Below are 26086 nucleotides of genomic sequence, written 5' to 3' on the forward strand. Positions count from 1 at the left end.
TACTTATTTATGTCCTTCTGTTATAATACTTATGAATTGTAGAGATATTTAAGGAGGATTTAATAATGGCTTACAAAATTTCAGATGCTTGCATCAGCTGTGGTGCTTGTGCAGCAGATTGCCCAGTAGAAGCTATCACAGAAGGCAGCAGCCAGTACGAAATCGATGGAGATAAGTGCATCGATTGCGGAACATGCGCTGAGGTTTGCCCTGTAGACGCTCCAGCTGCTGAGTAGTTACACGCAATCCAAAATGAGGTTGTCTTACGACAACCTCTATTTTTTTACTTATTATTCTTGCTAGCTTCCTTTGCTTCCTTCTTCTTAATATCGTTCATATGATATGCTAGAGAATGAAGGCTGTCTGAAAGCTGCACGTTCTCTACTGCAACGTGTCTTGGCACCTCAATATCGATGCGCGCAAAATTCCAAATTCCGCTAACACCAGCAAAAGTAAGCTTATCTGCAACCTCCTGAGCGTTCTCACGGTTTACGCAGATAATTCCTATATCTATACTTTCCTTTTCGACAAATTCAACTATGTTTTCGAAGTCGTAGATTTCTGTTCCATCTAGATCGCTTCCTATCAAATCTTTGCGTATCTCAAAAACACCGCAAAGCTTGAAGCCACGCTTAAACGTATGAGTATATTTAGTGATGGCATTACCGAGGTTACCAGCACCTATGATAACCATGCGGTACTCCTTATCAAGTCCCAAAATGGCATCTATTTCGCTTCTTAGCACCTCTATGCTATATCCGTAGCCTTGCTGACCAAAACCGCCAAAATTGTTCAAATCCTGCCTTATCTGTGAGGCAGTATAGCCGATGAGATTACTGAATTCCTTAGATGAGATTTTCTCTACACCCTTCTTCTCCAGTTCGATAAGATATCTTCTATATCGCGGTAATCTGTTGATAACTGCATTTGAAATCTTTGCGTTCTTCATGGACAATCCTTTCTACATAACTTAAAAGCCTAGCCTTGTTTAGCTAAAAAAACCCGCCTTAAGTGGCGGGTAAAAATTACTCTGTCTGTTCTTCTACGTATCTTACTAGATCACCGACTACCTGGAACTTCTCCGCCTCTTCGTCAGGAATTTCGATTCCGTATTCTTCCTCGATAGCCATTATAATTTCTACTGCATCAAGAGAATCAGCCTCAAGGTCCTTCATCAAATTTGTATCCATTGCTACCATTGATTCATCTACACTTAGCTGATCTACGATTATGTCTCTTACCTTGTCAAAAACCATTGTTACCCTCCGATTGATATAATTATAATATAAAATTTCCACTTTGCCAAATCACAAAAATTATTATAGCTTGCACTCTATCCCAATGCAACACATTTTTATTTTTTTATATTTCTATTATATGTAGCTTTTTTACCTATGCCTTAAATACTCGAGATTTTATAGTTCAGCCCACTTGTCATATGTATCGTCAAGCTCTGTCTTCATGTCGCTAAGCTTCTTGCTCACTTCGGCTAGCTTTACATGGTCACTTAGGTATTCAGGCTCGCACATTTTCGCTTCCATATCCGAAATACGGGCTTCTAGAGTCTCTATCAGATTCTCTAATCTTTCCTTTTCCCTAGCTCTACGCCTATCTTCGGCTTCCTTCTTCTTCTTTAGCTCGCGCTCCTGCGCAGAGCTCAAAGTACCTGCCTTTGCAACTCTTTCTTCATCGCCGTTAAGTATGTTTCTGAGATACGCCTTTGATGACTCAATCTCAGCCTTTTTCTCCATATAGTAGTCGTACTTGCCAAGATAGTTTTTGATGCCATTTGGCTCTAGTTCAAAGATTCTATCAGGAATTCTATTCAGAAAATATCTGTCGTGAGTTACTGTAATAACCGTTCCAGGATAGTCCATCAAAGCCTCCTCAAAGGCCTCTTTAGACTCTATATCAAGATGGTTTGTCGGTTCGTCAAGGAGCAAAAGATTTGATCCTGAAAGCATGAGTTTTAGCAGCGCTAGTCTTGCCTTCTCACCACCAGAAAGCGAGCCTACATTTCTGAAAACCATGTCATCGGTAAATAGGAATCTTCCGAGAAGGCCTCTGACCTCACCATCCGTATATCCCCTGAATGTATTGTGAATTTCATCCATCACAGTGAGACTATCATCAAGAAGCTGCTGGCCCTGGTCGTAGTAGCCTATTTCAACGTTATGACCTATCTTAAGGAATCCGTCTTTTGGTGTAAGCTCCTCCATTATTATTTTTAGAAGTGTTGATTTTCCAACACCATTAGCTCCAACCACACAGATTTTTTCGCCACGCTTAACATCAAAGCTAGCATGTTCAAAAAGCCTTCTATTGTCATATCCTGCGGCTAAATTTTCTGCAAAGAGAACATCGTTACCACTTTTCAGATTTTGATTGAAATCGACCTTAATTGGCTTTTTTTCGCTCTCAGGTCTATCGATTAAATCAAGATGAGCGAGTCTTTTTTCTCTTGAAGCAGCTCTCTTTGCTAATTTCTCAGTACCGCGCTCCTTAAATCTTCTAATTAAATCCTCTTCTCGTTTTATCTTTGTCTGCTGGTTCTCATAAGCCTTGAGCTGAGCATCTCTTGTCGCATGTTTTTTTACCATGTACTCAGAGTAATTACCGCTATAGCAATCTATATGATGATTGTGAATCTCAAATATATGATTTACTGTCTGATCTAGGAAGTATCTGTCATGGGATATGACAACTATAGTTCCCTTATACGCCTTTAAATACTGCTCTAGCCACTTTAGTGTTCCAATGTCTAAGTGGTTTGTTGGCTCATCGAGAAAAAGTATATCAGGCTTTCTAAGCAAAAGACATGCGAGCGCAAGCCTTGTTCTCTCACCGCCAGAAAGCGAGCCAGTACTTTGATTATAATATTCTTCACCAAAAGCCATGCTCGTAAGTACACCTGAGATTTCGCTCTTATATGTGTAGCCACCTTTGATTTCAAACTCGTGCTGAAGTGCGTTAAGTCTGTTCCAAAGAGGCTTTGCTGCATCGGGATTTGTTTCCTTAGCAATCTCTTCGTTCAAGTGTAGAATTTCTTCTTCCATAGCAACCATATCGGTGAAGATATTATTTACTTCCTCTATAACTGTGAGGTCATCATCAAAGTTATCTCTCTGCCTGAGATAACCGATTGTAGTATCCTTTCCGACAAAGCAGTTTCCTGAATCAGCCTTCATCTGGCCTGAAATTATGTTAAGCAGAGTCGACTTTCCGGCGCCATTTGCACCAACAATTCCGACCCTGTCTCCTGCGTTTATATGAAATGAAATGTTCTCTAATATTACTTCTGTTCCGTAGCTCTTACAAATATCAGAAGCCGATAATATTATCATCTTTCCTCCAAATTTTAGAAAGGCAGGTTTGCTGTAGCATCTAGGCGAAGTGAATCTGCTCCGCACTTTAGGTACTTATAGTAGCCTGCGCATGCTATCATAGCTGCATTATCTGTGCAAAGCTTCTTTTCTGGAAGGAAAAGTTCAATTCCTTCTTCCTCGCAGCGCTTTGCAACCGCCTCCCTTATTCTACTGTTTGCTGCAACACCACCTGCAAGCACAAGCCTCCCATCACCGTACTGCCTAACCGCCTGCATGCTTTTATCAACAAGTACATCTACGATAGCTTCCTGAAAACCTGCTGCGATATTGCTTATATCTAGTTCTCTATTTGCTTGTCTTTCTGTATTTACGTAGTTTAGCACAGCAGTTTTGATACCGCTGAAGCTAAAATCAAGACTATCTTTATCTAGGTATACCCTCTTAAAGTGAATTGCCTCAGGATCACCTTCCTTAGCCAAATTGTCGATTTTAGGGCCTCCAGGATAACCAAGTCCAATTACTCTTGCAACCTTATCATAGGCTTCTCCAACAGCATCATCTCTCGTGCTACCTATGACCTCAAAGCTTGTGTAATCCTTTACATTTATCAAGTTAGTATGTCCACCTGAGATAACAAGACTAACAAAAGGAGGCTCAAGCTCTGGATAACTTATATAGTTGCTGCTGATATGCCCATGCATGTGATTAACTCCTACGAGGGGGATATCGTTAGCAAGTGCAAGCACCTTAGCTGCTGCAACACCTATAACCAGCGCTCCTATAAGGCCAGGGCCATAGGTTACAGCTATCAAATCTATATCAGAAATCCTAACGCCTGCATCATCAAGTGCCTTTGCAATAACACTATTTATGTTCATCAAATGCTGTCGTGAGGCAATCTCTGGAACAACACCACCGTAGAGCTTATGAGTCTCTATCTGAGTGCTGATTACATTTGATAGAAGTTCTCTACCATTTGCAAGCACTGCCGCAGCCGTCTCATCGCAACTTGATTCTATGGATAATGTCAAAAATTTATCGCCCTTACAGCTAATATTCCTAGGCATCTACTTCCTCCAAATTCATAAGCACCGCATCCTCTATAGGTTCAACATAGTATCCCTTTCTGATTCCTACGCAAGAAAACCCTGCACTCTTATACAGTGCTTTTGCTGCTATATTGCTCTCCCTGACCTCTAAATACCAGCTTTTGATACCCTGCTCTCTCGTAAGCTCAAGAACATGGTTTAAAATAGTCTTTCCAATACCAAGTTTTCTTTTCTCTGGCAAAACAGCAACCTTATTTATCTGGCACTCATCAAGCAGAGTCCAGATTCCTATATATCCGACTATGTTATCTTCTCCATCACAAGCGATAAAAAAATTCGCCAGCTTATTTTCGCAAATCTCTTGCTCTATGGCATCAAAACTCCAAGGCACGCTAAAGCATGCATTCTCAATTCTTACGATGTCATCTATATCCCTTTGATCTGCTGTTCTGATAATCAACTCTTATATCGCTCCATCTTTCTCGCCATCTCTTCTGCGAGTCTTCCATCCTTTAGCTTTTGTTCAGCCTCAGGAAGCCTCATGTACTCTGGCTCAAGCTGATCAAAATCCAAAAGTTCTCCATCCTCAAGCTTTATACATGCGTATCTGCAGACCATATCAGCGCTTTGATTCATCTCATCTACCTCTGCGATATTCATACCGCTAAGTCTATCCGCATAAGCTATGACTCCATCTCCATACCATTTGATATCATCATATTCCTCTGCTACTTCTAGCACCTCGTCTAGCATATATGGTCCTGGAGCGAGAATTTCACTTCCGTCATTCCCATAAATAGCACCGTAGACTTGACCTCGTCTAGCATTGTATATTACTGCAACCTTGTTATCGCTATCTGCCTTCTCCTTGAAAATCTCCAGTGAGTTAACAGATATACACTTTTTGCCTAGAGTCTGTGCTAGAGTTTTCGCAGTGGCAAGCCCTATTCTGATTCCCGTAAAGGAACCAGGTCCAACTGATACTGCAATTGCATCAAGTTCATTTAGAGAAATTCCAAGCTCATCTACCAGTTCCTTAATCATAGGCACAAGTTCGCGCAAATGACTCATACTATCTGTAGTCACTCTGTTAACAGTCTTTCCGTTCTCATCAACGATAGCGACTGAACCGACTTTTCCCGTTGTCTCTATGCCTAAAATGAACATTTGTAAACCCTTTCTCCTTCGGCTTTACCATACTCTAGAAATATGTACTTTGTGTTCTCTGGTAAGAGCCCCTCTATGATGTCAGCCCATTCTATAACGCAGATGCCACCTCTATCAAAGTACTCCTCAAGCCCAGCCTCAAAGGCCTCATCCTCTCCACTGAGCCTATACACATCAAAATGAAATAGAGGAAGTCTTCCACTAAAATACTCGCTCACAATAGTAAAAGTAGGGCTTGTAATCATCTCCTCGATGCCAAGCCCCTTTGCTATTGATTTCGTTAAAGTTGTCTTTCCGGTGCCAAGGTCACCGATAAGAGCAAGAACATCGCCGGCCTCTAGTTTCTCGGCCAAAGCAGATCCAAACTCCTCAGTTTCCCTTTCCCCACGAATTACATATTCTATCAAATCGAAAAATCCTTCTGTGAAAGCTTATATATAGCTTTTGCATAAATCTTAGTCATTGTCTCAAATCTATCAAGAGCAAGTCTCTCATCTCTCTGATGCATTACATCTGGATCTCCTGGGAACAAAGCTCCAAAGGCTACATGATTCTTCATCGAACGCGCATACGTACCCCCACCTATGGTCATAGGAGGAGTGTCCATATCCCCAGTAAACTCCTGATATACCTCCATAAAGGTCTTGATCATCGGATTATCCACATCAAAGAAGATAGGATCCTGTGCACTCTTCTTCACAAGACCGATATCATACTTTTCTATAGTCTCTGTAATACCCTTGTAAACAGCATCCTCTGTGCACCTAACTGGATATCTTACGTTTATTGTGAGGCTCAAAACCTTTCTATCAAAGCTTAAAACTCCGACATTGAACGTGAGAGATCCCGATACATCATCGCTCATCTCACATCCCATTCTCTCTCCACCTAGGTCAAAACCTATGTGGTCGTTATAGAATCCGATGATATCATTAACCTGTTCATCAGCGAAATTAAGTCCTCCGAGGAAATCCATCAAAATGGAAATAGCATTTAGTCCCTTAGATGGTGAAGCGCCGTGGGCAGACTTACCCTCTACACTTATCTCAAGGCTTTTACCTACGCCCTTGCAGTTAATCTTAACTGGGATTCCATTTATCTCCTTGTGAGCATCTCTATATTCTGCTACCTTGTCCTTGATTGTATCATAAACAGCTGTATCCTGTGAATTGACTACTGCACGAGCTTTTTCTGCAACCATATTGGATGCTGCTCCGCCCTCAAGGTTTCTTAGCTGAAGTCCCTTAGCATGGCGCTCAGCAAACTTCTTTACAAGGTCGAATGACAATATTCCTTTCTCGCCATGAACGACTGGAAAGTCTCCATCAGGAGTAAATCCGTAGTCAGCTGGTCCAATCTTCTCTAGATATTTATCCATACCTATCCAATTGGTCTCCTCATCTAGACCTAGAATAAGTCTAATTCTGGCACCAGGCTCGTACCCAGCCTTCTTAAGTGCTCTCATTGCAAACAGTGCTGCAACAACAGGTCCCTTGTCATCGGTAGTTCCTCTGCCGTATATATATCCATCCGCAACATCACCGCTGTAAGGAGCAAAGCTCCATCCATCGCCTGCTGGTACAACGTCAAGATGCCCTAGGATACCCATTATCTTGCCCTCATCTCCAAACTCAGCATGAGCTCCGTAATTGTCAGCATTATGAGTTCTAAAGCCCATATCCTCGCATGTCTTAAGCACAAGCTCAAGAGCATCCTGAACTCCCTGTCCAAAAGGATATACACTTCCATCAGCTGCAGTTACTGCATCGCTGCCTTCGCTATTTATTCTGATCAAATCCTGTAAAAACTGGATCTGTTCAGGCATATCATCTTCGATTATCTTGATATAATCCTGCATTTGTCTTCTCCTAATCAAATTGGTGTGGCATGCACGTCCCTGCTAATGTATCTGCACATTAGTCAATAGCCACTACTCCCTTAACCTCAGGTATGCTGCTCATCAAAACCTGCTGCACTATATTTGAAAGTGTCATTCTTGCACCAGGGCATCCTGCACAGTGCCCCTTAAGTCTAACCTGTACTACATTGTCCTCTGTAATTCCTGCAAGCTCGATGTCTCCGCCATCTCTCTGTAAAATCGGTCTAATCTGATCAAGTACTGCTTCTACCTTCTTTTCCATGCTGTACCTCTTTCTATATTAAATGTGCAATATGTTAAATTTACTTATAAAAAGTCAACTAATATTATACTATACTTAAAAAAAACTCGCAAGAAATGGAGATACTTGCAAGTTCTGCTATTTTGAAACAACTAAGATAGACTTGTCATATAGACGAATATCCTATCTGGCAAGCCTATCTAATATATTTTGATTATAGCTGCTTAAACGATACATACTCCATATCAAAACCCAATGGCTTCGGTCCAAATACATCCAGTCCTTTTACAGTAGTCCAAATTTCTGGTGATGGCAGTCCAACAATATACATCTTTTTTCCAATCCCAAAATTAGGTGTTGTTATAACTCCGCTGTCTTCTCCAATCATACATATAAGATCAGGAATCATGATATTCACTTTATCATTTTTGTATCCTACCATATTTTCATTTTTTATTAGAATACGATATGTTTCAGACTCATATTCTCCAATTCCTTTAAGGTTAATTTCCCCAATATTGAAACCACCTTCTGTTTTCCATGGCATATCAGTGACTTCTCCATGAAAAAGAACCTTTCCATCATATTTTTCTGCAATATTTTGTGCTGCAATGCCTCCATTTCCATCTGATAATCTTAATGTTTGTCCTACTTTAAGTGCATAGCTTAGCATTCCAGGTATTGTTGATTTTTTATATTGTTTACCTGTCATTGGATGATCAGTAACACCAACCTCATTATCACTCACTACTGCAATTGCCCTTATCATTTCTTCTGCCCTAAAATCATTGCATACTTTTTCAAATATAATTGATTCGCCAAATTTTGTTGCTACTGAAACAGGATATATCGGCATATTCTCTATAAAGTATGTTGAATGTTGAAGTTCCGGTACTGCCCTACCTGCCGGGTCAGCGTCGACTATAGGGAGATTAAGTATCGCTGCGATGTGTAATGCCTCCGCTGTATTTTCACCACCAAGCTCTGTAGAAGATACGGCACAGAATTTTTTTCCCATATATTTTTCAAGCTGCTTAAATGCTAATGCAGCAGATGAGTCTTCTAGCTTTGGTAAATATTTAAAATTAGAATCAACATCAACCTCTTCTTTGTTTTCTTTAGGTGCTCCGCAGCCATAAGGTGTTGCTATAAACTCCTCATCCGAGAGTTCAGCTAGGGAAATCATTCTAAACAATTTACCATTTTCTATATCCTTATTTACAAGTTCTAATCCCTTTTCTAGGCTTCCACCACCGCCTGTACCTAATATAGCACATCCATGTAATAAATCACTAATCTGTTGTTTTGTAAGCTCATTCATTTTTTGCCTCCTTAAATTTATTTTCTCTAGATAGAGAAGGTACAAAATGCTCAATTAATGCATAAATAATAGCTGATGCTACAATTCCTAAGTAATCTATTTGTAATACGAAAGAAATTATAACGGATATTATCCATGCAATTACACCTACGAAATTCCATCCATCTACAGAATGCCAATTTTGCGGCTTTCCTTTTCCAATAATGAAATAATCTACGAACATGATTCCGCCAACAGGGCATACTAAATATGCTAGCATACTCAATACATCCTCAACCCTTGTCAAAATACCACATAGTCCTAATATTATTCCTATTGTTCCGGCTATTATTGTAACTTCTCTTCGCCTATTATCTGGGGTATTAAAGGCCATGACAAAATTAAGTCCTGCGCTGTAGGCATTTGATACATTTGTTGTCCATGCAGATAATATCAGTGATATTACTCCTAATAATGGTAATCCTATTGTTATCAAGACCGAGCTAATATCAAAGTCATCTGTCATTTTTGTGAGCATAGCACCCAATATCAATGTTATAACTCCCATTGGAAAAACACCTAAAACAGTTGATTTCACAGTGTCTTTACGTGACTTTTGAAATCTTGTTACATCTGCGGCGGTTATTGTGCCTACAGCATAAAAATCAAATGATAAAGCTACGCCTCCCATAAAACTCATGCTGCGTGTAACTTCCTTGTCAAGAGATCCTATTCCGTACTGTTTAATAGCCATTACGGTACCTGCAAACATAACAGCAAGTAATAAAGGGATTGAAATTACATTAAGTTTTTCTATTGCAGCCATACCAAATACCGCGGTAATTAGCATTATAAATCCCCATCCAACAGCTGATACTACTACAGGTATATTTATATCAAAAGAAGACTTTATGAAATTCGAAAATGATTGTGCACATTCTTGATTATTGATACCAAACCATCCTACTAAATTAATTGCATATATTACGCTTATAATATATCTAGCACCTTTTTTCCCAAAAGTAGATTCCGCAAGTGAACATGATGCTAGACCTAAATCACTTCCCATAAATCCTAAAATTGACATTATAACGACGACTATAACATATCCGATTGTTCCTGAAGCGATTGCCTCCCAGAATGGCATTTTGCCTGCGAGAATTGCGCCTTCAAGGAAAGAAGGGATACATACACAAATACCTGCTTGTACAAAAGCTAGAGATAACCAACTTTGACGTTGATCCTTTGTCTTTGCAGTCAGTGCATTCGATTCTACTTGATTCCTGCTCATAAAATACCTCCATGTCAGTTAATTCCTAATACGAATGTTTTAATATACCCAATGATATATATGACCCGGTACCTATAATATTATCAGAGTATTATTACAAAAGCTTTGGGCGTCTCTCTAAAAAAAAGCATTGTAAATTGTGCACCTGCACAATTGTCTTGCCATTACATTATGCATATAGTAGAATTAATATCATAAGTTTAAAATACCATATTAAGATAGGGAAACGAGGTGGATTTCAACATGAGTATAACCGTAAGAGATTGTCTTTCTCTTCCCTCTCTAAGTTCAGGAAAGGTCGTTGCAGGTGAAAGAGGGCTTGACAGTATAGTAACAAGTGTTTCTGTTCTTGAATTTGATGATTACGAAGACAACTTCTACATACCTAATGAAATAATTATTACATCATTTTACTGTGCTAAAAATAATGTAGATGAACAATGTAAGATAATACGTCATTGCAAAAATAATGGCGATGTAGCTTTAATCTTATTTTATTCAGATGTAATTTTGAAGGGGATTGATAACAAACTCATACAAACAGCCGATGAAAACAACTTTCCTATAATCGTTCTCAAAGGTAACGATATGGGCCTTGTTTATAGTGATGTAATTGCAGATATAATGGAAGCAATTATAACTGATAGACAACTAGGAAAAGATTTAGAGATCAAATTTAAAGATGGGTACTCTTGGGAAAAAAATATAATTACCTATGTTCTTGATAATGGATTCGATGAAAAAGATAAATTTGCAAAGAAAATAGCACTATCTGCAAGTGAATTTAATTCTATGCTGATTATATCCACTAAACACAACTCTTCTGTTTTTACATTAGAGCAATGTGCAATAGTAAAAAAATATTTAAACAAAGTTGGAATTTCTCATATTGCAGATGTCAAAGACGGAAATATAGTTGTAATGTTACGGCACACAAAATTCAGCCGTGAAAAAAATAATACTGTTAATGATTCTATTGATAAATCATGGCTGAATGAACACATAAAAATTATATATAAGATTTTTGAAGCGGTTGTTGATACTGTAATTTTTTTATTTGACAATATTAACGATATTAAAGACTTTGGTCATAACTACAGACTTGTATCAGAGTCTAAAAAAGCACTTTTCACTATTTTCCCCCAAAAAAATTTGATATTTCCATCACACTTAAGATTTTCTTTACAGTGCAAAGACTTGTTATATAACTACATACCCGTAACAACCATTTTGGATCCAATGATTTCAAATGACCACTATGAAGTCATTGAAACTCTTGCAACATTTATGTTAGATGCTGATTTTGAGGTAAAGCGTGCAGCTGAGATAATGTATGTTCATAGGAATACAATTCTTTACCGAATAAAAAAGGCAAATATCTTACTTGGTCAAGATATATCTAGCTGGCCATTCTGTCACGAACTCTACTCTGCTATAGCAGTTTGGAGGTTGAAAAATAATATTTGATATGGTATTTATGAAAGTAAATTACCTATACTTGCAAGTTCTGCTATTTTGAAACAACTAAGATAGACTTGTCATATAGATGAATATCCTATCTGGCAAGCCTATCTAATATAAATGTTTCTGTTTTATTTACAGTTGCATAAATGAAATATATTTTTTATCCAATCTTCCATCCTATTGCCTCTCTTCTTGAGTCAACGAATCTCTGGTAGATTCCGTCCTGCATAATAAGTTCATCATGGGTTCCATGTTGTTCAATTTTTCCTTTGTTTATAACAAATATTTGTTCTGCTTTCCTCACTGTTTTCAAACGATGCGCAATCATTAAAACGGTCTTTTCTTTTGTCAGTTCTTGAATGGCTTCCATAAGATCCCTTTCATTTTCTGGATCTACATTAGCAGTCGCTTCGTCGAGTATGATAATAGGTGCATCCTTCATAATTGCTCTGGCAATTGAGATACGCTGCTTTTCTCCCCCTGAGAGCGAAGCACCATTTTCTCCAATAACCGTATTATATCCATCTGGCAGAGCCATGATAAAATCGTGGCAACAAGCTTTCTTTGCGGCCATAATTACATCATCCATCGGTGTATTTGGCTGTCCAAAGCGAATGTTATTTGCGATTGTATCATGGAATAGATATACATTTTGGAATACAAAACTAAAATTTTGCATCAAAGCGTCCATCGAATATTCTTTAACGTTCTTTTCGTCGAGAGATATCATGCCTTTATCAACATCCCTAAATCGAGCAATCAAATGGCAAAGTGTAGTCTTACCTCCACCAGATGGTCCCACGAAAGCTACTGTAGTTTTTTCGGGTATTATCAAAGAAACATTATCAATAATTTTCTTCTTGTCATAAGCAAAATCAACACTGGATATTTCGATGTTGTCTGTTTTTGTGATATATTCTTCGCCAGATATATCCATTGGCTCAATACTCAAGGTTTCCTTTGCTCGTTCTACACACATATCTACCACTCGTAGAAGAGCAGAATATGCTCCCATCGTTTCAAGACCTGAAAATACTATAAACGACATAATCATCATTATAATCGCTGTAAGTAGTTCCATGGACCCATTAAGATAAAAGCCAATTGAGGAAATCAAAATAACAACTCCTGTGAGTTTCATCACAATGTTTTGAAACGGAATATACCTGTTACAAATCATCTCAAACTTAGTAGTCGTATCACCGGCCGTACGGATTGTATCGTCTAGTTTGTTTCTCCATGATGAAACCATATTGTAAGCTTTTACTTCTGGCATACCCTGAATATATTCTAGTACCCCTGATATCACTTCTGTGTCAACTGATATCTTTTTTATAGCAGTGTCTACATTTGCTTTTCGCATTGCACGGTTTATTAAAGAAAATATTAAAACCCCTACAAGACAAATTATTCCTATTCTCCAATCAAATGCGAGGATCATCAAAACGATAATTGCTGTATTAAGAATTCCTTGAGTTGTAAGCATTACTACACGTGTAGCAACATCGCCTAGTTGTTCCATTACATTAGTGGTAATTGTAGTTATTTGACCTAGACTATTTTCATTAAAGTACCCCATCGGTAAATATCTCAAATGCTCAGCTATTTCAATCCTTTTGTCGGCACACTCCCTATACCCCGCCTTACACTGCAGCATGGTGGATATGCCCCTCAGAAATGATTCAAAAATTACAGAAATGAGCAATATGCTAAATCCTCCAAGAATCCTATCTCCAGATATACTATTTGAAAGAAGTCCATCCATAACAAGATAAATTGCTGGAAATTTACTTGCTTCGCAAATAGCAATTAAAACTCCAATTACAAGCGTATAATAAAACAGGCGTCGATTCTCTTTTGCACAGAAATTAAAGAACTTTTTGAGTGTGGTAATCATGCAAGCGCACCCCCTTCCGATTCATATATGTCTTTCGCATAAATATGAGCCTCCCACATATTTTTGTAAAGATTACTGGAATTAAGAAGCTCAGTGTGGGTTCCTTTTGCCTCAATATTACCATCCTTTATCACAACAATCTGGTCGGCATTAGTTATCGTAGAAAGTCTATGCGCTATCACAATAAGTGTCTTTTCTTTAGATAGTTCCGAAACAGACCTCTGAATAACAGCTTCATTCTCAGGGTCAGTGTAAGCTGTCGCTTCATCAAGAATTAAAATTGGTGCATTCTTTAGCATTGCTCTAGCAATAGAAATACGTTGTCGTTCTCCCCCACTAAGATGAGCCCCACTGCCTCCGACAATTGTATCAAAACCATTCTCTAAGTCCATGATGAAATCATAACAGCCACTTTTTCGTGCAATATTTTCAACATCTTCGTTTGACGCAGACGGTTTACCCATGCGAATATTTTCTCTTATAGAAGTATTAAACAGAAAACTATCTTGTGACACATATGCTATTTGCTCATTGTAGTCAGATAGTGATATATCACGAATGTCAACTCCACCGATTTTGATATTTCCGTCATGTACATCCCACAATGATGCTACGAGGCGCGCTACAGTTGACTTTCCACTGCCAGAAGGCCCTACAAGCGCTGTCACACTTCCGTTTGGTATATTTAGATTGAAATTATGAAGTACTTCTTTTTCACCATATCCAAAGCAAATATTATTAAGTGTAATATCATGAGTCATAGGCAAATTTTTACTCGTTTCTGGGCGTTTCAATTCCGTAAGGTTCAATATATCATCAATCTCTTTGAAAATTGTAGATGCTTTTGTAATATCATCGCTATAGCTCATCACAGTAATGAGTGGTGTAATAAGCCCGCATGACAGTATAACAATCATAATGTAGTCTGTAAGATCAAGAGAGCCATTCATCGTAAAAATTGCACCAATAGGTAAAACTGAAAGCAATGTTGCTGGAGCAATCACTATACCGATTGAGAAAGGAATAATGCAAGACCTCATCCATTCAATGAAACTGCTTGCATTTTCCTTTGCAGCATCTACAAATCTCTCGTATGAGCTTTCCGCTTTTCCAAATGCCTTGATAACCTCAATACCACCTATATATTCTACTGCAGTATCATTTAAAATCTTTGTTTTGGTTTGCGTATTTTGAAACTGTTCATTGCTGTCTTTGAACATCCAAACAATTGCAATTGCTGCAATTGGGAGCGTAGCAAGTGACAAAAGTGCCATACGCCAGTCAATCGCCATGATATATATAAATAACATAATTGGTGCACATAGATTGGCTGTAAATTCCGGTATTACATGCGATAAAATTGGTTCCATAGAATCAGTTCTCTCACAGATAATGTTTTTTAATTCTCCGCTTGGCATCCCCTGTACTGTGCCAAGTGGAAGACGCGATAGCTTATCTATAAGCAAAATTCGCACATTGCTGATTAGCTTAAAGGTTGTACGATGGGAAGTATTTGTTGAAAGGGTATGAAATATCACTCTAAATATCCAAAGCACGGCCATCAAAATTCCTTCCATCAGATATATATTAAAGTTCCTTTCTCCTGAAAGAAGTTTCTTTACAATATCGCCCATTAAAATATATGGGATGAGAGAAAAAAATACACCAATTACAGCAAAGATAACGCTTTTTATATATGCGCTCTTGTACGTTCCTGCGAATTGAAAGATGTAATCCATAATTCCTTTTTTCTTTTCCATATATACATCACTCCTTTACTTAATGTCTCTGATTTCGATATTCATTTGGAGTCATTCCACATATTTTTTTGAAGACAGCTCCAAATTTTGCTTGGCTCTTATAACCTACCGCCATTGCAATATCTAATATACTCATATCTTCTTTTTCAGTTAAATATTCTTTGGCTTTTTCGATACGATATTCCTTAAGCCACGTGTAGATTGGTTTTTCATATAGACTCTTGAAACAATCTTTAAGGGCTGTTTGAGAAATATCAAACCTCTCTGCTAGCCACTTAATTGTATATTCCTGATCTATGTTTTCGGAAATCAATTTCTGTACTGCTCGCGTTTTTTCTACCTTGTCTTTGTAGAAGTACGGACCTTCTTTTGTTATGTTATTTGCCTCAATTACAGACAAGCAAACTAATAATTCCAATACCTTGGTACGGAAATATGGAATTTTCGCACTATCTGGCACCATATACAAATCCGTAAAAAGACGTTTAAGGGTTTCTTCCTCATGTATGATGAAATAACCATCTTCTCCACAGAATTTCCTTCGTATATCTGTAAGGTCAATAGGAATACCTGCTGCATTCTCAGAAAGTGTTTTTTCTGCAATAGAATTTACAAATCCTATTGTAATCCCATGATAGTGATTAGTTGGAAAATAGTTCATTCCTTTATGATGAACACGGGAATCAATACAGATATTGCCAGGCTTTTTTATATAATACATACAGTTATCCGATTCCATCGTAAGACTGCCCTCGCGACAATAATCCACTGCAAACATCGTATCTGTAGCCTGATACATGGAATGATACTGCGACATATGAAAATCGTTATATATTAAAAATACACCGTCAAAGACCCGGTAGATAATCATATCTCCCTCGCCTGTCTCATTTTCCAAGCGAATTACAATGCAATCGTCTGTCTGAGCTAAAACTCTATATTCTCCAATAGTTCCAAAGCCATAAAAAGCATCTTGAAGTCCATCAGATATAGTATTATCATTTTCCGTCTGTTCATCAAAGGCATGAATACCCCAAGCCATGCTATACCTCCTCCATATTAATAACATTATCACAGCAGCATTCTATGAATTCGCTGTCGTGTGTTACTGTAATTATTGTTCGTCCTTCTTCTTTTAATTGATTCAAAATATGTCCAACAGCATTCATCTGCAAATAGTCTAAACCACTCGTTGGTTCATCTAAGAGAAGAACTGGCAGTTTCGACGCGATGGCACACGCTAGAGCGAGTCTCTGCTTTTGCCCTCCAGAAAGTGACATTGGGTGTCTGTCACAAAAGACTTCAAGTCCGACATCAGAGAGAATTTGTTTTGCTTCATCCTCATTTTCCTCTGGTTGACTAATCAATACTTCATCAAGAACTGACTCTGTAAAAAGCTGATGATTCACATCTTGCATGACCATAAATATTTCACCAACACGTTTTTTACAGGTATAAGATTTTCCATCCAAATACATAATGCCACTATTTTTTCGTATACCACATATAGATTCCAAGAATGTGGTTTTTCCTGTACCATTCGTGCCAACAATAGCAGTCACTTTACCTTTTGGGATTTTCATTTCTTTGATAGAGAAAATCTGATGTTTTTTGTCATATGAGTAGTTGAAATCTTTAAGCAGGATAAAATCCCCTGAATTTGTATTAGCTTTGGCAAGACTTATTGGCGCTACCCTTTTGAGGGATCGCATGCCAAACCGTTTTGCATCATCCTCCGTGAAACTGATAAGTTCACTCTTTGGTATTTCCTTTTTTAAGGTGCCATTTTCCAGAATGATAACCCTATCTGCCAAATCCCAAACGTAGTTAATTCGATGCTCAGCAATTAGAATTGTTTTCCCTTCCTTTTTCCAACATTTGATCAATTCACGAAGATTTTCGGCTGCCTCGTAATCTAAATTTGCCGAGGGCTCATCTAGAAGGATAATTTCTGGTGCAAGAACATCAATTGAAGCACAGGCGATTTTTTGCTTTTCTCCACCGGAGAGTTCAAAAATATTTCGATCCATCAGCGGTTCTATTTGAAAATCTCTTACAGTTCTACTAATGCGATCTAATATTTCCTTCTCTGGAAATGCTAAATTCTCCAAACCGAATGCAAGTTCGCTCGTAGTATCAACATTGAAAAATTGTGAACGTGGATTTTGAAAAACTGTACCAATTATTCCAGCCCTATCTTCAATTCTGACTTCTTGCATATTCTTACTATCTATATATATTTCACCTTCGACTTTTCCGCTATAAAACTCTGGTATTAATCCATTCAATAACCTCAAAAGAGTAGATTTTCCACATCCAGAAGTTCCTGTTATAAGAACGCATTCTCCTTTTTTTACAGTCAAAGAAAGATTACTAATACTCTTTATCTTTGGCGTTGCATCATAGTAAAAGCTGACATTATTAAATTCAATCATGCCAAGACCCCCAAAAGCCAATAGATCAATGTTAAAACAACAAATAGAAAAATTACATAATCCGCCCATCCTAAACCGATTTGACAAATATTTGTGCGTTTCTTTTGCTTTCCGAGGCCTCTTGTAATGGCTGAAGCTGACAATTCTTCTCCTATCTTCGCCACGCATGTAATAATTGGAACAATTCGGTATTCCAGCACTTTCCCAACCTTACCTCCTCCAAACCTGATTCCTCGCATTTTCATGGCTGCACGGATTGAATCCCTTTCCTCACGAATGGTTGGAAAAAGGCGAAACATGACACACATAGGAATTGTTATTGCATCTGGCATATGTAGTTTCTCCATTGCTGCCTTAAACTCGCTAACTGTTGTTGTATTGATTACATATAAACCCATCATATAAGTAGGAAGAAATCGATTAACAAGCATAATGATAATTAACATCATATTTGCCATGACACCCTTTACATGTGGAAATGCAGTGCACTCTAAAAAGTAAATCACACTCAGAACAATTAGGCCTAAAATGCAAATCCTATATCTCTTCGCTGTAAGTAATAGCAAGAATGGAAGGAAGGCAAAGGCAATTCGAAACCAAAACAATCTACTTCCCCCAGCTGTCGATAAAACAAGAACTGATTCTACAAGAATAAGAAGTAGTTTCGTCCTAGGATCAAGTAAACTCTTTTTTCTATGGGATGTCCATGTAGCTTCAATCATGCAATTCCTGCCCTCTCAAAATGCTTTTTCAACAAAGCTTTGCCTATAAAACCTCCGATAATACCACAGATAAAAGTCGCAATTAGAAGAACAAAATACATCCAGCTTGGAGTAAGCTTTACGACAGTATCAATATATTCCTGTCCATAATTAGATCTTCCAGCAAAATAATCAGCCTTTTGTAAAAATAATGGTAGGTAGTTTCCGCATGACCAAAGAGGAAATATTCCAGTTGTAAGAATAGCAGAACGCATACTCTTATACCTACCATTCCAATAAACGAGTTCTGCAAGAGCTCCCGTAACTATTGAAAATGGAATAGGCACCCATGTCATACCCGTTAAAAACATTAAAATACCCATAATAAGGCTCATTATTAGAATCATGCCAGGTTTCTTTACTTTCGTAAGGAAAAGCATAAAAGGAATTCCACCAATGATTCCGACCATAGATGAAAGCAGTATGAGAAAAATTGGAATAAGTCCTGTCATAGCAAGTGCCATAACAATTACAAAGTAGATCGCCGCATAGATTCCGATATTGATAAAGTCTCTACCATTCAATTTATTTCCTGTTTCTTGTTTACTCATAAAAGTTTAATCCTTTCTATTTTAATTTAGTTAGATATAGCTAACACATATATGATAGCATGGTGTTCTATTTTTTTATATTCCATTTAGACATTTTTATTCTATTTAGTTATAAGTTTTATAAGCTAACAGATGTAACAAGAAATCTTAGACTAATAAAAAAATCCAAGCAAAGATTACTTGGATACGTCACACACACTTTTTGTCCTATAGCCCCATATCTAACTAGAAAATTTATCGTAACTTTAAAGGAGCTACCTTTAGGCAGCTCCTTGCTTGTAGATTTTATGATTATTCACATATAGCTTGAATTCAGAATTTATAATTTTACAATATAAATAGAATAATATACATATATGTTTTGTTACTAAATATATTATATATTCAGCTTGTAGTCCCCATCCTTTATCTTTCCCATCTTGCGAAGCACTCTATCAAAGATCAAAGCGAGCACTGCTGGGAGCACGAAGTGCAAAATTGCAACTCCTGCTATTGTATGAGCATTTCCTCCCATTGTCGTAAATGTTCCGATCTGTCCAACTAGGCCAGAGGTTCCCATTCCTGCTCCAAGCGGGCTATTTGTCATCTTAAACACCACTGTGCTAAGTGGCCCTGTTATCGCTCCCGCGAGGGTCGGTGGCACGAGTATATACGGATTCTTAATTATATTTGATATCTGTAGCATGGAAGTTCCAATTCCCTGTGCCACCAGGCCGCCAATTCCGTTATCACGGAAGCTGATGATGGCGAAGCCAACCATCTGCGCGCAGCAGCCTGCGGTTGCTGCGCCGGCGGCCAGTCCTGACAGCCCCAGCATCATACAAAGCGCAGCACTCGAAATAGGGGCTGTGAGAGCAAGCCCTACTATAACCGAAATAACAATACCGAATGCAAATGGCTGCCACTCTGTGGCTGTCATAATTACGCTTCCGAGGCCGTTCATCAGCTTTCCAATAGCTGGACCAACAAGGATGGCTACAACACCGCCACTTAGTAAAGTTAGCGCAGGTGTTACGATGATATCAACCTTTGTCTCCTTAGAAATCATCTTACCGAGTTCTGCACCTACTGCAGCAGCTATGAATGCGCCTGCAGGACCGCCTGCGGCAGCTCCCATCATACCAGTTACACAGCAGCTTATCATAACCAGCGCTGGAGCCTTAAGTCCAAAGGCAACTGCAACACCTATCGCAGCTCCCATGAGCTCCATCGCCTTACCACCTATCTCAATAAGTGTGTTTGCAATTGTTGTCTCCCCAAAGAAATTAATGGACTGCTGTCCAATTGTCTTCAGGATTAGACCTACAAGAAGCGAACAAAATAATCCCATTGCCATCGCAGATAGAGCATCCTGAAGATATCTCTTACTGCTAAACTCTATATCCTTTCTCTTTAGAAAGGCTCTAAACCCCTTTGAATTTCCTACAGTATTGCTTATTTCTGTCATGTTCTTCTCCATAGTTAACATAAAAATATTTGACAAAGACTATTGTATACACTGTACAGTCTATTGTCAAGACACCTATCAACCCATTATATTTGTAATAATTGCACCATCGTGATATAATACACTAGAATTCAAGAAATAATTATTAAACACTCTATAATCCACTTATATAGGAGTATTTTATGAATGTAGCAGAAAGACGTGGTGAGATAAAAAAAATACTTTTAGCTAACGAAACTGCAATTTCAGCTGCTAAGCTTGCTGAGAAGCTAAATGTAAGCAGACAGATTATAGTTGGAGATATTGCACTTATGAGAGCAGAGGGCATGGAGATAAAATCAACTCCAAGGGGATATATTCTCACTCATAAGACAGATGTCTATCCATATATCGGAACCATTGCTTGTAAACATTACTCAGATAATATGCTTGATGAACTTTACACCATAGTTGACTTTGGTGGAACCTGTATAGATGTCAAGATAGATCATATCATCTATGGCGAAATCACAGGTCAGCTTGATATTTCATCTAGATATGACGCAGATGTCTTTATGAGTAAGATAAATGAGGCAGATCAGCCACTTAGCAGGCTATCTGATGGGATCCACGAGCATCGTATAGGGTGCAGAGACAAAGAAATCTTTGATATGATCCGAAAGGAACTGCTTGCCAAAAAAATAATAATTGAGTAAGAAGACGATAAAACCGCTGAATGCATAGCACTCAGCGGCTTTTGTTTGCTTATACTACTTTGATAAACTGAATTACTCAGCAATCTCTTCTACGAACTTACGTCCGTACTCTCTAAGCTGCTCGATAGTCTCCTGATCTGGCGCCCAGTTTACACGGATACCATCGTTTACGATTGCAAACTTTGATTCCTCTAGGAATTCCCTGATTAGCTTAGCAGCCTCTCCGCTCCATCCGTAGCTTCCGAATGACGCAGCCTTCTTGTTCTTGAACTTAAGACCCTTGATCATTTCTAGAATACCAGCGATAGCGTATGAGAAACCGTTGTTGATTGTAGGTGATCCAACAAGGATAGCCTTTGACTTAAATACTTCTACAAGGATATCATTCTTGTCGTTCTTTACAGCGTTAAGTATCTTAATCGTTGTATTTGGACTTGCCTGCTGAATACCCTCAGCGATAGCTTCTGCCATCTTTCTTGTTGACTGCCACATTGTATCATAGATAAGTGTGATCTGGTCTTCCTGATAGTTGTTAGCCCACTTAGCGTATAGATCCATGATTAGACCAATGTTCTCACGCCAGATGATTCCGTGGCTAGGTGCAACTAGATCAATCTTTAGGTTCATTCCCTGAACCTCAGCTAGCTTCTTTGTTACGAATGTGCTAAATGGTGTGATGATGTTTGTGTAGTACTTCTCAGCCTCATGAAGTAGCTTTGAAATGTCATCCATATCATCATAAAGCATTTCTGATGCATAGTGCTGACCGAATACGTCGTTACTGAATAGAATGTTGTCTCCTGTCATGTATGTCATCATTGTATCTGGCCAGTGAAGCATTGAGGCCTCAACGAATACAAGCTTGCTATCACCGATTTCTAGCTCGTCGCCAGTCTTAACATTTACATAGTTCCAATCCTGGTGGTAAAGACCTCTCAGAATTGACTCACCCTTCTTTGTGCAATAAATAGGTGTATCTGGAATTTCTCTCATCAAAGCAGGAAGTGTTCCACTGTGATCTGACTCATTGTGGTTCATTACGATGTAGTCGATTTCCTTTAGGTCGATTTCTTCCTTTAGTCTGTTTACAAATTCTGTATCGTATGGACCCCAAACAGTGTCTATCAATACAGTCTTCTTATCGCGAATCAGATATGAATTGTATGACGATCCTTCCATTGTTGAAAGCTCATCTCCATGGAATTTCTTTAGTTCCCAGTCAATCTTACCAACCCATGTTACTTTGTCCGTTACTCTTTTACTCATTAAATAACCTCCTAGTTAAACAATCACTCAAACTTTACCCATTAAATTAGTTCTTCGATAATACTACAAAATTGTTCTTTAGTATCTACTGAGTTGATTTTTGCCCTTACCGCAGAGCTACCCTTAATCCCCTTTAGATACTTTGCTGTGAATTTGCGCATCTCTCTGACTGCAACATATTCACCCTTGTACTCACAAAGCTCAAGCATATGGCGAACTATCATGGATTTTATATCCTCTACGCTCACCTCTTCCTGAAGCCTTGCATAGCTTGCATCTATATAATCCGAGCTTTCAGCGTCGGTATTTGTCAAATTAATTCCTTCTTGCTCCTTCATATAAGCCTGCCTTAGTTCCCTGAAAATCCATGGATTTCCTAGCGATGCTCTTCCGACCATTATGAAATCACATCCGGTCTTATCAAACATATTCTTGGCATCTTTATACGAGCAAACGTCCCCGTTTCCGATTACAGGAATTGATACTGCCTTCTTGACCTTTGCAATCTGCTCAAGGTCAGCTTCTCCGCTGTAGTACTGCTCACGTGTTCTTCCGTGTACAGCCACCACGCTGCCACCTCCAGCCTCTATGGCCTGAGCAGCTTCTACTGCAGCATTCTCAGAGCAGCCTTGTATGCCTATCCTTATTTTAGCAGAAACTGGTTTATTTGTCTCTGCTGTCATCGCCTTTATTATTCGATAAATTAGCTCAGGATCTCTAAGAAGTGCAGACCCTTCACCGTTCTTTACGATTTTTGGCACTGGACAGCCCATATTTACATCAAGGATTACATTTGGAAGCTCGTTCAGCATGGATGTTGCTCTTGCCATGATATCTGGTTCTGAGCCAAATATCTGCACTGCAACAGGAACCGTCTCTCCCTCCATATCGAGAAGCTTTGGCGTTTTTCTATCGCCATAGCACAGTCCCTTAGCGCTCACCATCTCTGTATAGACCATGGAAGCACCCATCTCTGCACAAAGCATTCTGTATACCTTATCAGTAAAACCCGCCATAGGCGCAAGAAAAAATGGTGTTTCAAACTCTAAACCTTGAATTTGAAGCATTCTCCCATTACTCATTTACTGATTCTCCCGTCTTCGGGCAATTGTGTCTTGGAGTCTTTTTGTTCTTCTGATAGATGATTTCTAGACCCTCTAGTGTCAAAAGCTTATCCACATAGTCGATGCAACCAACACCGCTATCAATCAAAGCAGAGAAGCCTCCAGTTGCAACGACAGTTATCTTCTTGTCACCGACATACTCCTGCATCTCTTTCTTCATCTTTCGCACTATATAATCACATATACCCATATGACCGTAAACTAACCCAGATTGCATACTTTCTACCGTATTTCTGCAAATAGTTTTTCCTGGTTCTTCGATTTCTACCTTAGGTAGCTTTGATGTCTTCTCAAAAAGTGCCTCTGATGAAATCTTAAGTCCTGGTGCAATAGTTCCTCCAAGGTATTCGCCCTTATCGGTAATTGCGCAGAAGGTAGTCGCTGTTCCTAGGTCGATAATGATCAGTGGTCCGCCATATTTGTGGATAGCTGCAACCGCATTTACTATTCTATCTGCTCCAACCTGCTTAGGATTATCGTACTTGACAATAAGGCCAGTCTTAACGCCTGAAGCAACTACGATTGCCTGCTTTCCGAAGTATTTTACTGCCATGTGCTGAAGTGTGAATAGCACCGATGGAACTACTGTCGATATAATCATATCATCGATTTCGCTCATGTCTATCTTCTCGTAGTCGAATAGCTGTTTTAGCAGCATTCCGTACTCGTCAGCACTCTTTCTTGTGTCTGTCTCTATACGCCAGTTTGTTAATAGTACTCCGTCCTTAAATACTCCAAGGACTGTATTACTGTTGCCTACATCAAAGGCTAATAGCATATTGTTCTCCTCAATCTTTAGCGCTAATTTACTTGATTTAGCTCGCTCTACTACTAGTTAATTACTTTTTCTAATCTCTTTAGTGCAAGTGCAATTGTAAGCCCTGGAATCACGCGGTTTCCCGTTATATCGGCTCCAAGCACCTCATTTATCTTCTTGAGTCTATATTGCACAGTGTTTGTATGTATGCCCATGAACTGCGATGTCTTACCGCTATTCATCCCCGCATCTATAACAAAGGTTTCTAGCGTCTCTAGGAGCTGCTTAGCTTTGTTTTCGCCCATTTCCTTGTTAAATGCATCGAGCAAATCTAGATAGTTCTTTTTGATATATCCACCCTGCACCTGAATATTGATACAGTTTGAAACAAGCACCATCTCATACTTGGAGAAAACTCTTTTGAACGGGAACACACTCTCAACTAGAGTCCATGTCTCGCTGATGAGTCTAAATCCGTCTCCAGCTCCCTCAAGTCCATCAAGTCCTGTTGTGTGGAAGATTCTAACTCCCTTTCCTAATTCCTTTAGACTATCGTAAAGCTCTATGCAGCTGAACTTAGTGCCAGAATGCTCATCCTTAGGCTTACCGAGAAGAACTAGTCCGTAAGTCTCAGCTCCATCCTGTATGCTTAAAACCTCGTTCCCACTGCGTTCCTCATATCCAGCCATCTTCTTACGAGCATCTGATGTATTAACACCCTTAGCATAAAATACGCTCAAAATGTTATCTGCTTTGATACCCATAGTGTCCTTTAGCGAATATGCAAGGCTCTTATTTCCTCTTATCAAGGCTTTGATAAACTCAGCCTTCACATCACGCTCAGGCGTGTACTTCCACATTCCTATCGCAAGTTCAATAATTTCAGCTAGCTTAGTTATCTCGACACTAGAATATCTATCATCGTTATCTACTATTAGGAGGAAGTATTTCTCGTCTCCGATGTTAACAGCTCCCCAATATGTTATAACGCCATCTAGATTTGTCATTGAGTACATAGCTCCAGCTTCACTGCTAGATTTCTTTTGGAGTATTCTAACAGCATCCGCGACGGTAACATTGTTTCTTGTCTCAACGACTAAAATCGGATTGAAGTCCTTAGATATAAGGGCCATCTGAAAATCATTACTTACTGCCGCTTCCTTGACAGCTGCCTGAAAGGTCTTATGCTTCTCAAAGTCCAAAAGATGATATATCGTGTTGTTTATCAAATTGTTATTAAATGTTGCTCCGAGAAGAAGTTTATCCATAATCTGCTCTATGGCATCAGCATATCCGTAATCGCTTCCTTCTGGAATGAATATCAAAGGCATTCCCATAGCCTCTGCTATTTCAATCATCTGCACATAATCTTCCCTATCTGCGTCGCTTACATGAAACACGATAAGTGCCGCTATTCCGCAAGCAGCAAGCTCCTTAACAGCCTGCGCCTGCTTTAGCGTATCGTTTTTCATTGCATAAAAAGACGTCAGAACAACTTGCTCCCTAACACCGTTATTTGCAACTGCAGTCTCCACGTCTGCAGCATCCATAACAGAAACTGTGCGTACGCTGTTTTCTAAATTTCGCTTTCCCGCGACGATTTTACAGTTTTTAAATATATCTAGTTCTAGACAATCTTTGACAGTAATCTTCATACAGGTCCCCTTAATAATTCT

The 26086-nt window shown here is 38.8% G+C and carries 24 protein-coding genes and 1 pseudogene; 3 read left to right on the forward strand and 22 right to left on the reverse strand.

Annotation, left to right across the window (positions count from 1 at the left end):
- Nucleotides 1–65: 65 nt before the first annotated feature.
- Nucleotides 66–236, forward strand: a complete 171-nt coding sequence (locus ADJ67_06255; GenBank protein AKT47276.1) for a ferredoxin — start codon at nt 66–68, stop codon at nt 234–236.
- 47 nt (nt 237–283) lie between these two features.
- On the opposite strand, the gene ADJ67_06260 is transcribed toward ADJ67_06255, so the two are convergent.
- The 11 genes and pseudogenes from ADJ67_06260 to ADJ67_06310 all read right to left on the reverse strand — a co-directional run bounded on the left by ADJ67_06260 (nt 284) and on the right by ADJ67_06310 (nt 10253).
- Nucleotides 284–949: an REX family transcriptional regulator gene (locus ADJ67_06260; protein ID AKT47277.1), complete on the reverse strand. Its 666-nt coding sequence runs from the start codon at nt 947–949 to the stop codon at nt 284–286.
- 76 nt (nt 950–1025) lie between these two features.
- Nucleotides 1026–1256: an acyl carrier protein gene (locus ADJ67_06265; GenBank protein AKT47278.1), complete on the reverse strand. Its 231-nt coding sequence runs from the start codon at nt 1254–1256 to the stop codon at nt 1026–1028.
- 159 nt (nt 1257–1415) lie between these two features.
- A complete protein-coding gene (locus ADJ67_06270; GenBank protein AKT47279.1) occupies nt 1416–3344 on the reverse strand; it encodes an ABC transporter ATP-binding protein in 1929 nt (642 codons plus the stop codon).
- A 14-nt stretch (nt 3345–3358) separates the two neighbouring features.
- Nucleotides 3359–4393, reverse strand: coding sequence for an O-sialoglycoprotein endopeptidase (locus ADJ67_06275; protein ID AKT47280.1), 1035 nt, complete (start codon nt 4391–4393; stop codon nt 3359–3361).
- Entirely contained in the window at nt 4386–4835 is a 450-nt protein-coding gene (locus ADJ67_06280) for a hypothetical protein (GenBank protein ID AKT47281.1), read from the reverse strand. Before ADJ67_06280 ends, ADJ67_06275 begins: the two co-directional genes overlap by 8 nt.
- Nucleotides 4832–5542 carry a hypothetical protein gene (locus ADJ67_06285; protein AKT47282.1) on the reverse strand — a complete coding sequence of 237 codons (711 nt, stop codon included), beginning with the start codon at nt 5540–5542 and terminating at the stop codon, nt 4832–4834. The genes ADJ67_06280 and ADJ67_06285 overlap by 4 nt, the downstream gene beginning before the upstream one ends.
- Nucleotides 5530–5946 carry an ATPase gene (locus ADJ67_06290; protein ID AKT47698.1) on the reverse strand — a complete coding sequence of 139 codons (417 nt, stop codon included), beginning with the start codon at nt 5944–5946 and terminating at the stop codon, nt 5530–5532. The genes ADJ67_06285 and ADJ67_06290 overlap by 13 nt, the downstream gene beginning before the upstream one ends.
- Entirely contained in the window at nt 5946–7400 is a 1455-nt protein-coding gene (locus tag ADJ67_06295; GenBank protein ID AKT47283.1) for a hypothetical protein, read from the reverse strand. The genes ADJ67_06290 and ADJ67_06295 overlap by 1 nt, the downstream gene beginning before the upstream one ends.
- A gap of 58 nt (nt 7401–7458) precedes the next feature.
- The gene (locus ADJ67_06300) at nt 7459–7683 is read right to left on the reverse strand and encodes a nitrogen fixation protein NifU (GenBank protein ID AKT47284.1); all 225 of its coding nucleotides are present in this window, start codon (nt 7681–7683) and stop codon (nt 7459–7461) included.
- 193 nt (nt 7684–7876) lie between these two features.
- The gene (locus ADJ67_06305) at nt 7877–8983 is read right to left on the reverse strand and encodes a hypothetical protein (GenBank protein ID AKT47285.1); all 1107 of its coding nucleotides are present in this window, start codon (nt 8981–8983) and stop codon (nt 7877–7879) included.
- A gap of 106 nt (nt 8984–9089) precedes the next feature.
- Nucleotides 9090–10253, reverse strand: a pseudogene (locus tag ADJ67_06310) (hypothetical protein).
- 243 nt (nt 10254–10496) lie between these two features.
- Here ADJ67_06310 and ADJ67_06315 point away from each other — a divergent pair.
- Nucleotides 10497–11720 carry a hypothetical protein gene (locus ADJ67_06315; protein ID AKT47286.1) on the forward strand — a complete coding sequence of 408 codons (1224 nt, stop codon included), beginning with the start codon at nt 10497–10499 and terminating at the stop codon, nt 11718–11720.
- A 157-nt stretch (nt 11721–11877) separates the two neighbouring features.
- Here the strand turns inward: ADJ67_06315 and ADJ67_06320 are convergent, their stop codons facing one another.
- The 7 genes from ADJ67_06320 to ADJ67_06350 all read right to left on the reverse strand — a co-directional run bounded on the left by ADJ67_06320 (nt 11878) and on the right by ADJ67_06350 (nt 20568).
- On the reverse strand, nt 11878–13614 hold the full coding sequence (locus ADJ67_06320; GenBank protein AKT47287.1) for a multidrug ABC transporter ATP-binding protein: 1737 nt from the start codon (nt 13612–13614) through the stop codon (nt 11878–11880).
- Nucleotides 13611–15374 (reverse strand): multidrug ABC transporter permease, encoded by a 1764-nt coding sequence (locus tag ADJ67_06325; protein ID AKT47288.1) that lies wholly within the window; start codon nt 15372–15374, stop codon nt 13611–13613. The genes ADJ67_06320 and ADJ67_06325 overlap by 4 nt, the downstream gene beginning before the upstream one ends.
- Before the next feature lie 19 nt (nt 15375–15393).
- Nucleotides 15394–16323, reverse strand: a complete 930-nt coding sequence (locus tag ADJ67_06330) for a hypothetical protein (protein ID AKT47699.1) — start codon at nt 16321–16323, stop codon at nt 15394–15396.
- 94 nt (nt 16324–16417) lie between these two features.
- Nucleotides 16418–17809 (reverse strand): ABC transporter, encoded by a 1392-nt coding sequence (locus ADJ67_06335; protein AKT47289.1) that lies wholly within the window; start codon nt 17807–17809, stop codon nt 16418–16420.
- Complete coding sequence (locus ADJ67_06340; GenBank protein AKT47290.1) at nt 17806–18531, reverse strand: hypothetical protein; 726 nt, start codon at nt 18529–18531, stop codon at nt 17806–17808. Before ADJ67_06340 ends, ADJ67_06335 begins: the two co-directional genes overlap by 4 nt.
- A complete protein-coding gene (locus ADJ67_06345) occupies nt 18528–19121 on the reverse strand; it encodes a membrane protein (protein AKT47291.1) in 594 nt (197 codons plus the stop codon). The genes ADJ67_06340 and ADJ67_06345 overlap by 4 nt, the downstream gene beginning before the upstream one ends.
- Before the next feature lie 376 nt (nt 19122–19497).
- Nucleotides 19498–20568 (reverse strand): PTS sugar transporter subunit IID, encoded by a 1071-nt coding sequence (locus tag ADJ67_06350; GenBank protein ID AKT47292.1) that lies wholly within the window; start codon nt 20566–20568, stop codon nt 19498–19500.
- Nucleotides 20569–20750: 182 nt separating this feature from the next.
- On the opposite strand from ADJ67_06350, the gene ADJ67_06355 reads away from it, so the two are divergent.
- The gene (locus ADJ67_06355; protein AKT47293.1) at nt 20751–21263 is read left to right on the forward strand and encodes a hypothetical protein; all 513 of its coding nucleotides are present in this window, start codon (nt 20751–20753) and stop codon (nt 21261–21263) included.
- 72 nt (nt 21264–21335) lie between these two features.
- On the opposite strand, the gene ADJ67_06360 is transcribed toward ADJ67_06355, so the two are convergent.
- From ADJ67_06360 to ADJ67_06375, 4 genes are read right to left on the reverse strand one after another with little or no spacing between them, the layout of a single operon-like run.
- Nucleotides 21336–22529: a metallo-beta-lactamase gene (locus ADJ67_06360; GenBank protein ID AKT47294.1), complete on the reverse strand. Its 1194-nt coding sequence runs from the start codon at nt 22527–22529 to the stop codon at nt 21336–21338.
- 41 nt (nt 22530–22570) lie between these two features.
- Complete coding sequence (locus tag ADJ67_06365; protein ID AKT47295.1) at nt 22571–23611, reverse strand: TIM barrel oxidoreductase NifR3; 1041 nt, start codon at nt 23609–23611, stop codon at nt 22571–22573.
- The gene (locus ADJ67_06370; protein ID AKT47296.1) at nt 23604–24431 is read right to left on the reverse strand and encodes a pantothenate kinase; all 828 of its coding nucleotides are present in this window, start codon (nt 24429–24431) and stop codon (nt 23604–23606) included. Before ADJ67_06370 ends, ADJ67_06365 begins: the two co-directional genes overlap by 8 nt.
- Before the next feature lie 53 nt (nt 24432–24484).
- Nucleotides 24485–26065 (reverse strand): purine catabolism regulatory protein, encoded by a 1581-nt coding sequence (locus tag ADJ67_06375; protein ID AKT47297.1) that lies wholly within the window; start codon nt 26063–26065, stop codon nt 24485–24487.
- Nucleotides 26066–26086 lie beyond the last annotated feature (21 nt).

Source organism: Eubacterium sulci ATCC 35585, assembly GCA_001189495.1.
Lineage (GTDB): Bacteria > Bacillota > Clostridia > Peptostreptococcales > Anaerovoracaceae > Eubacterium_B > Eubacterium_B sulci.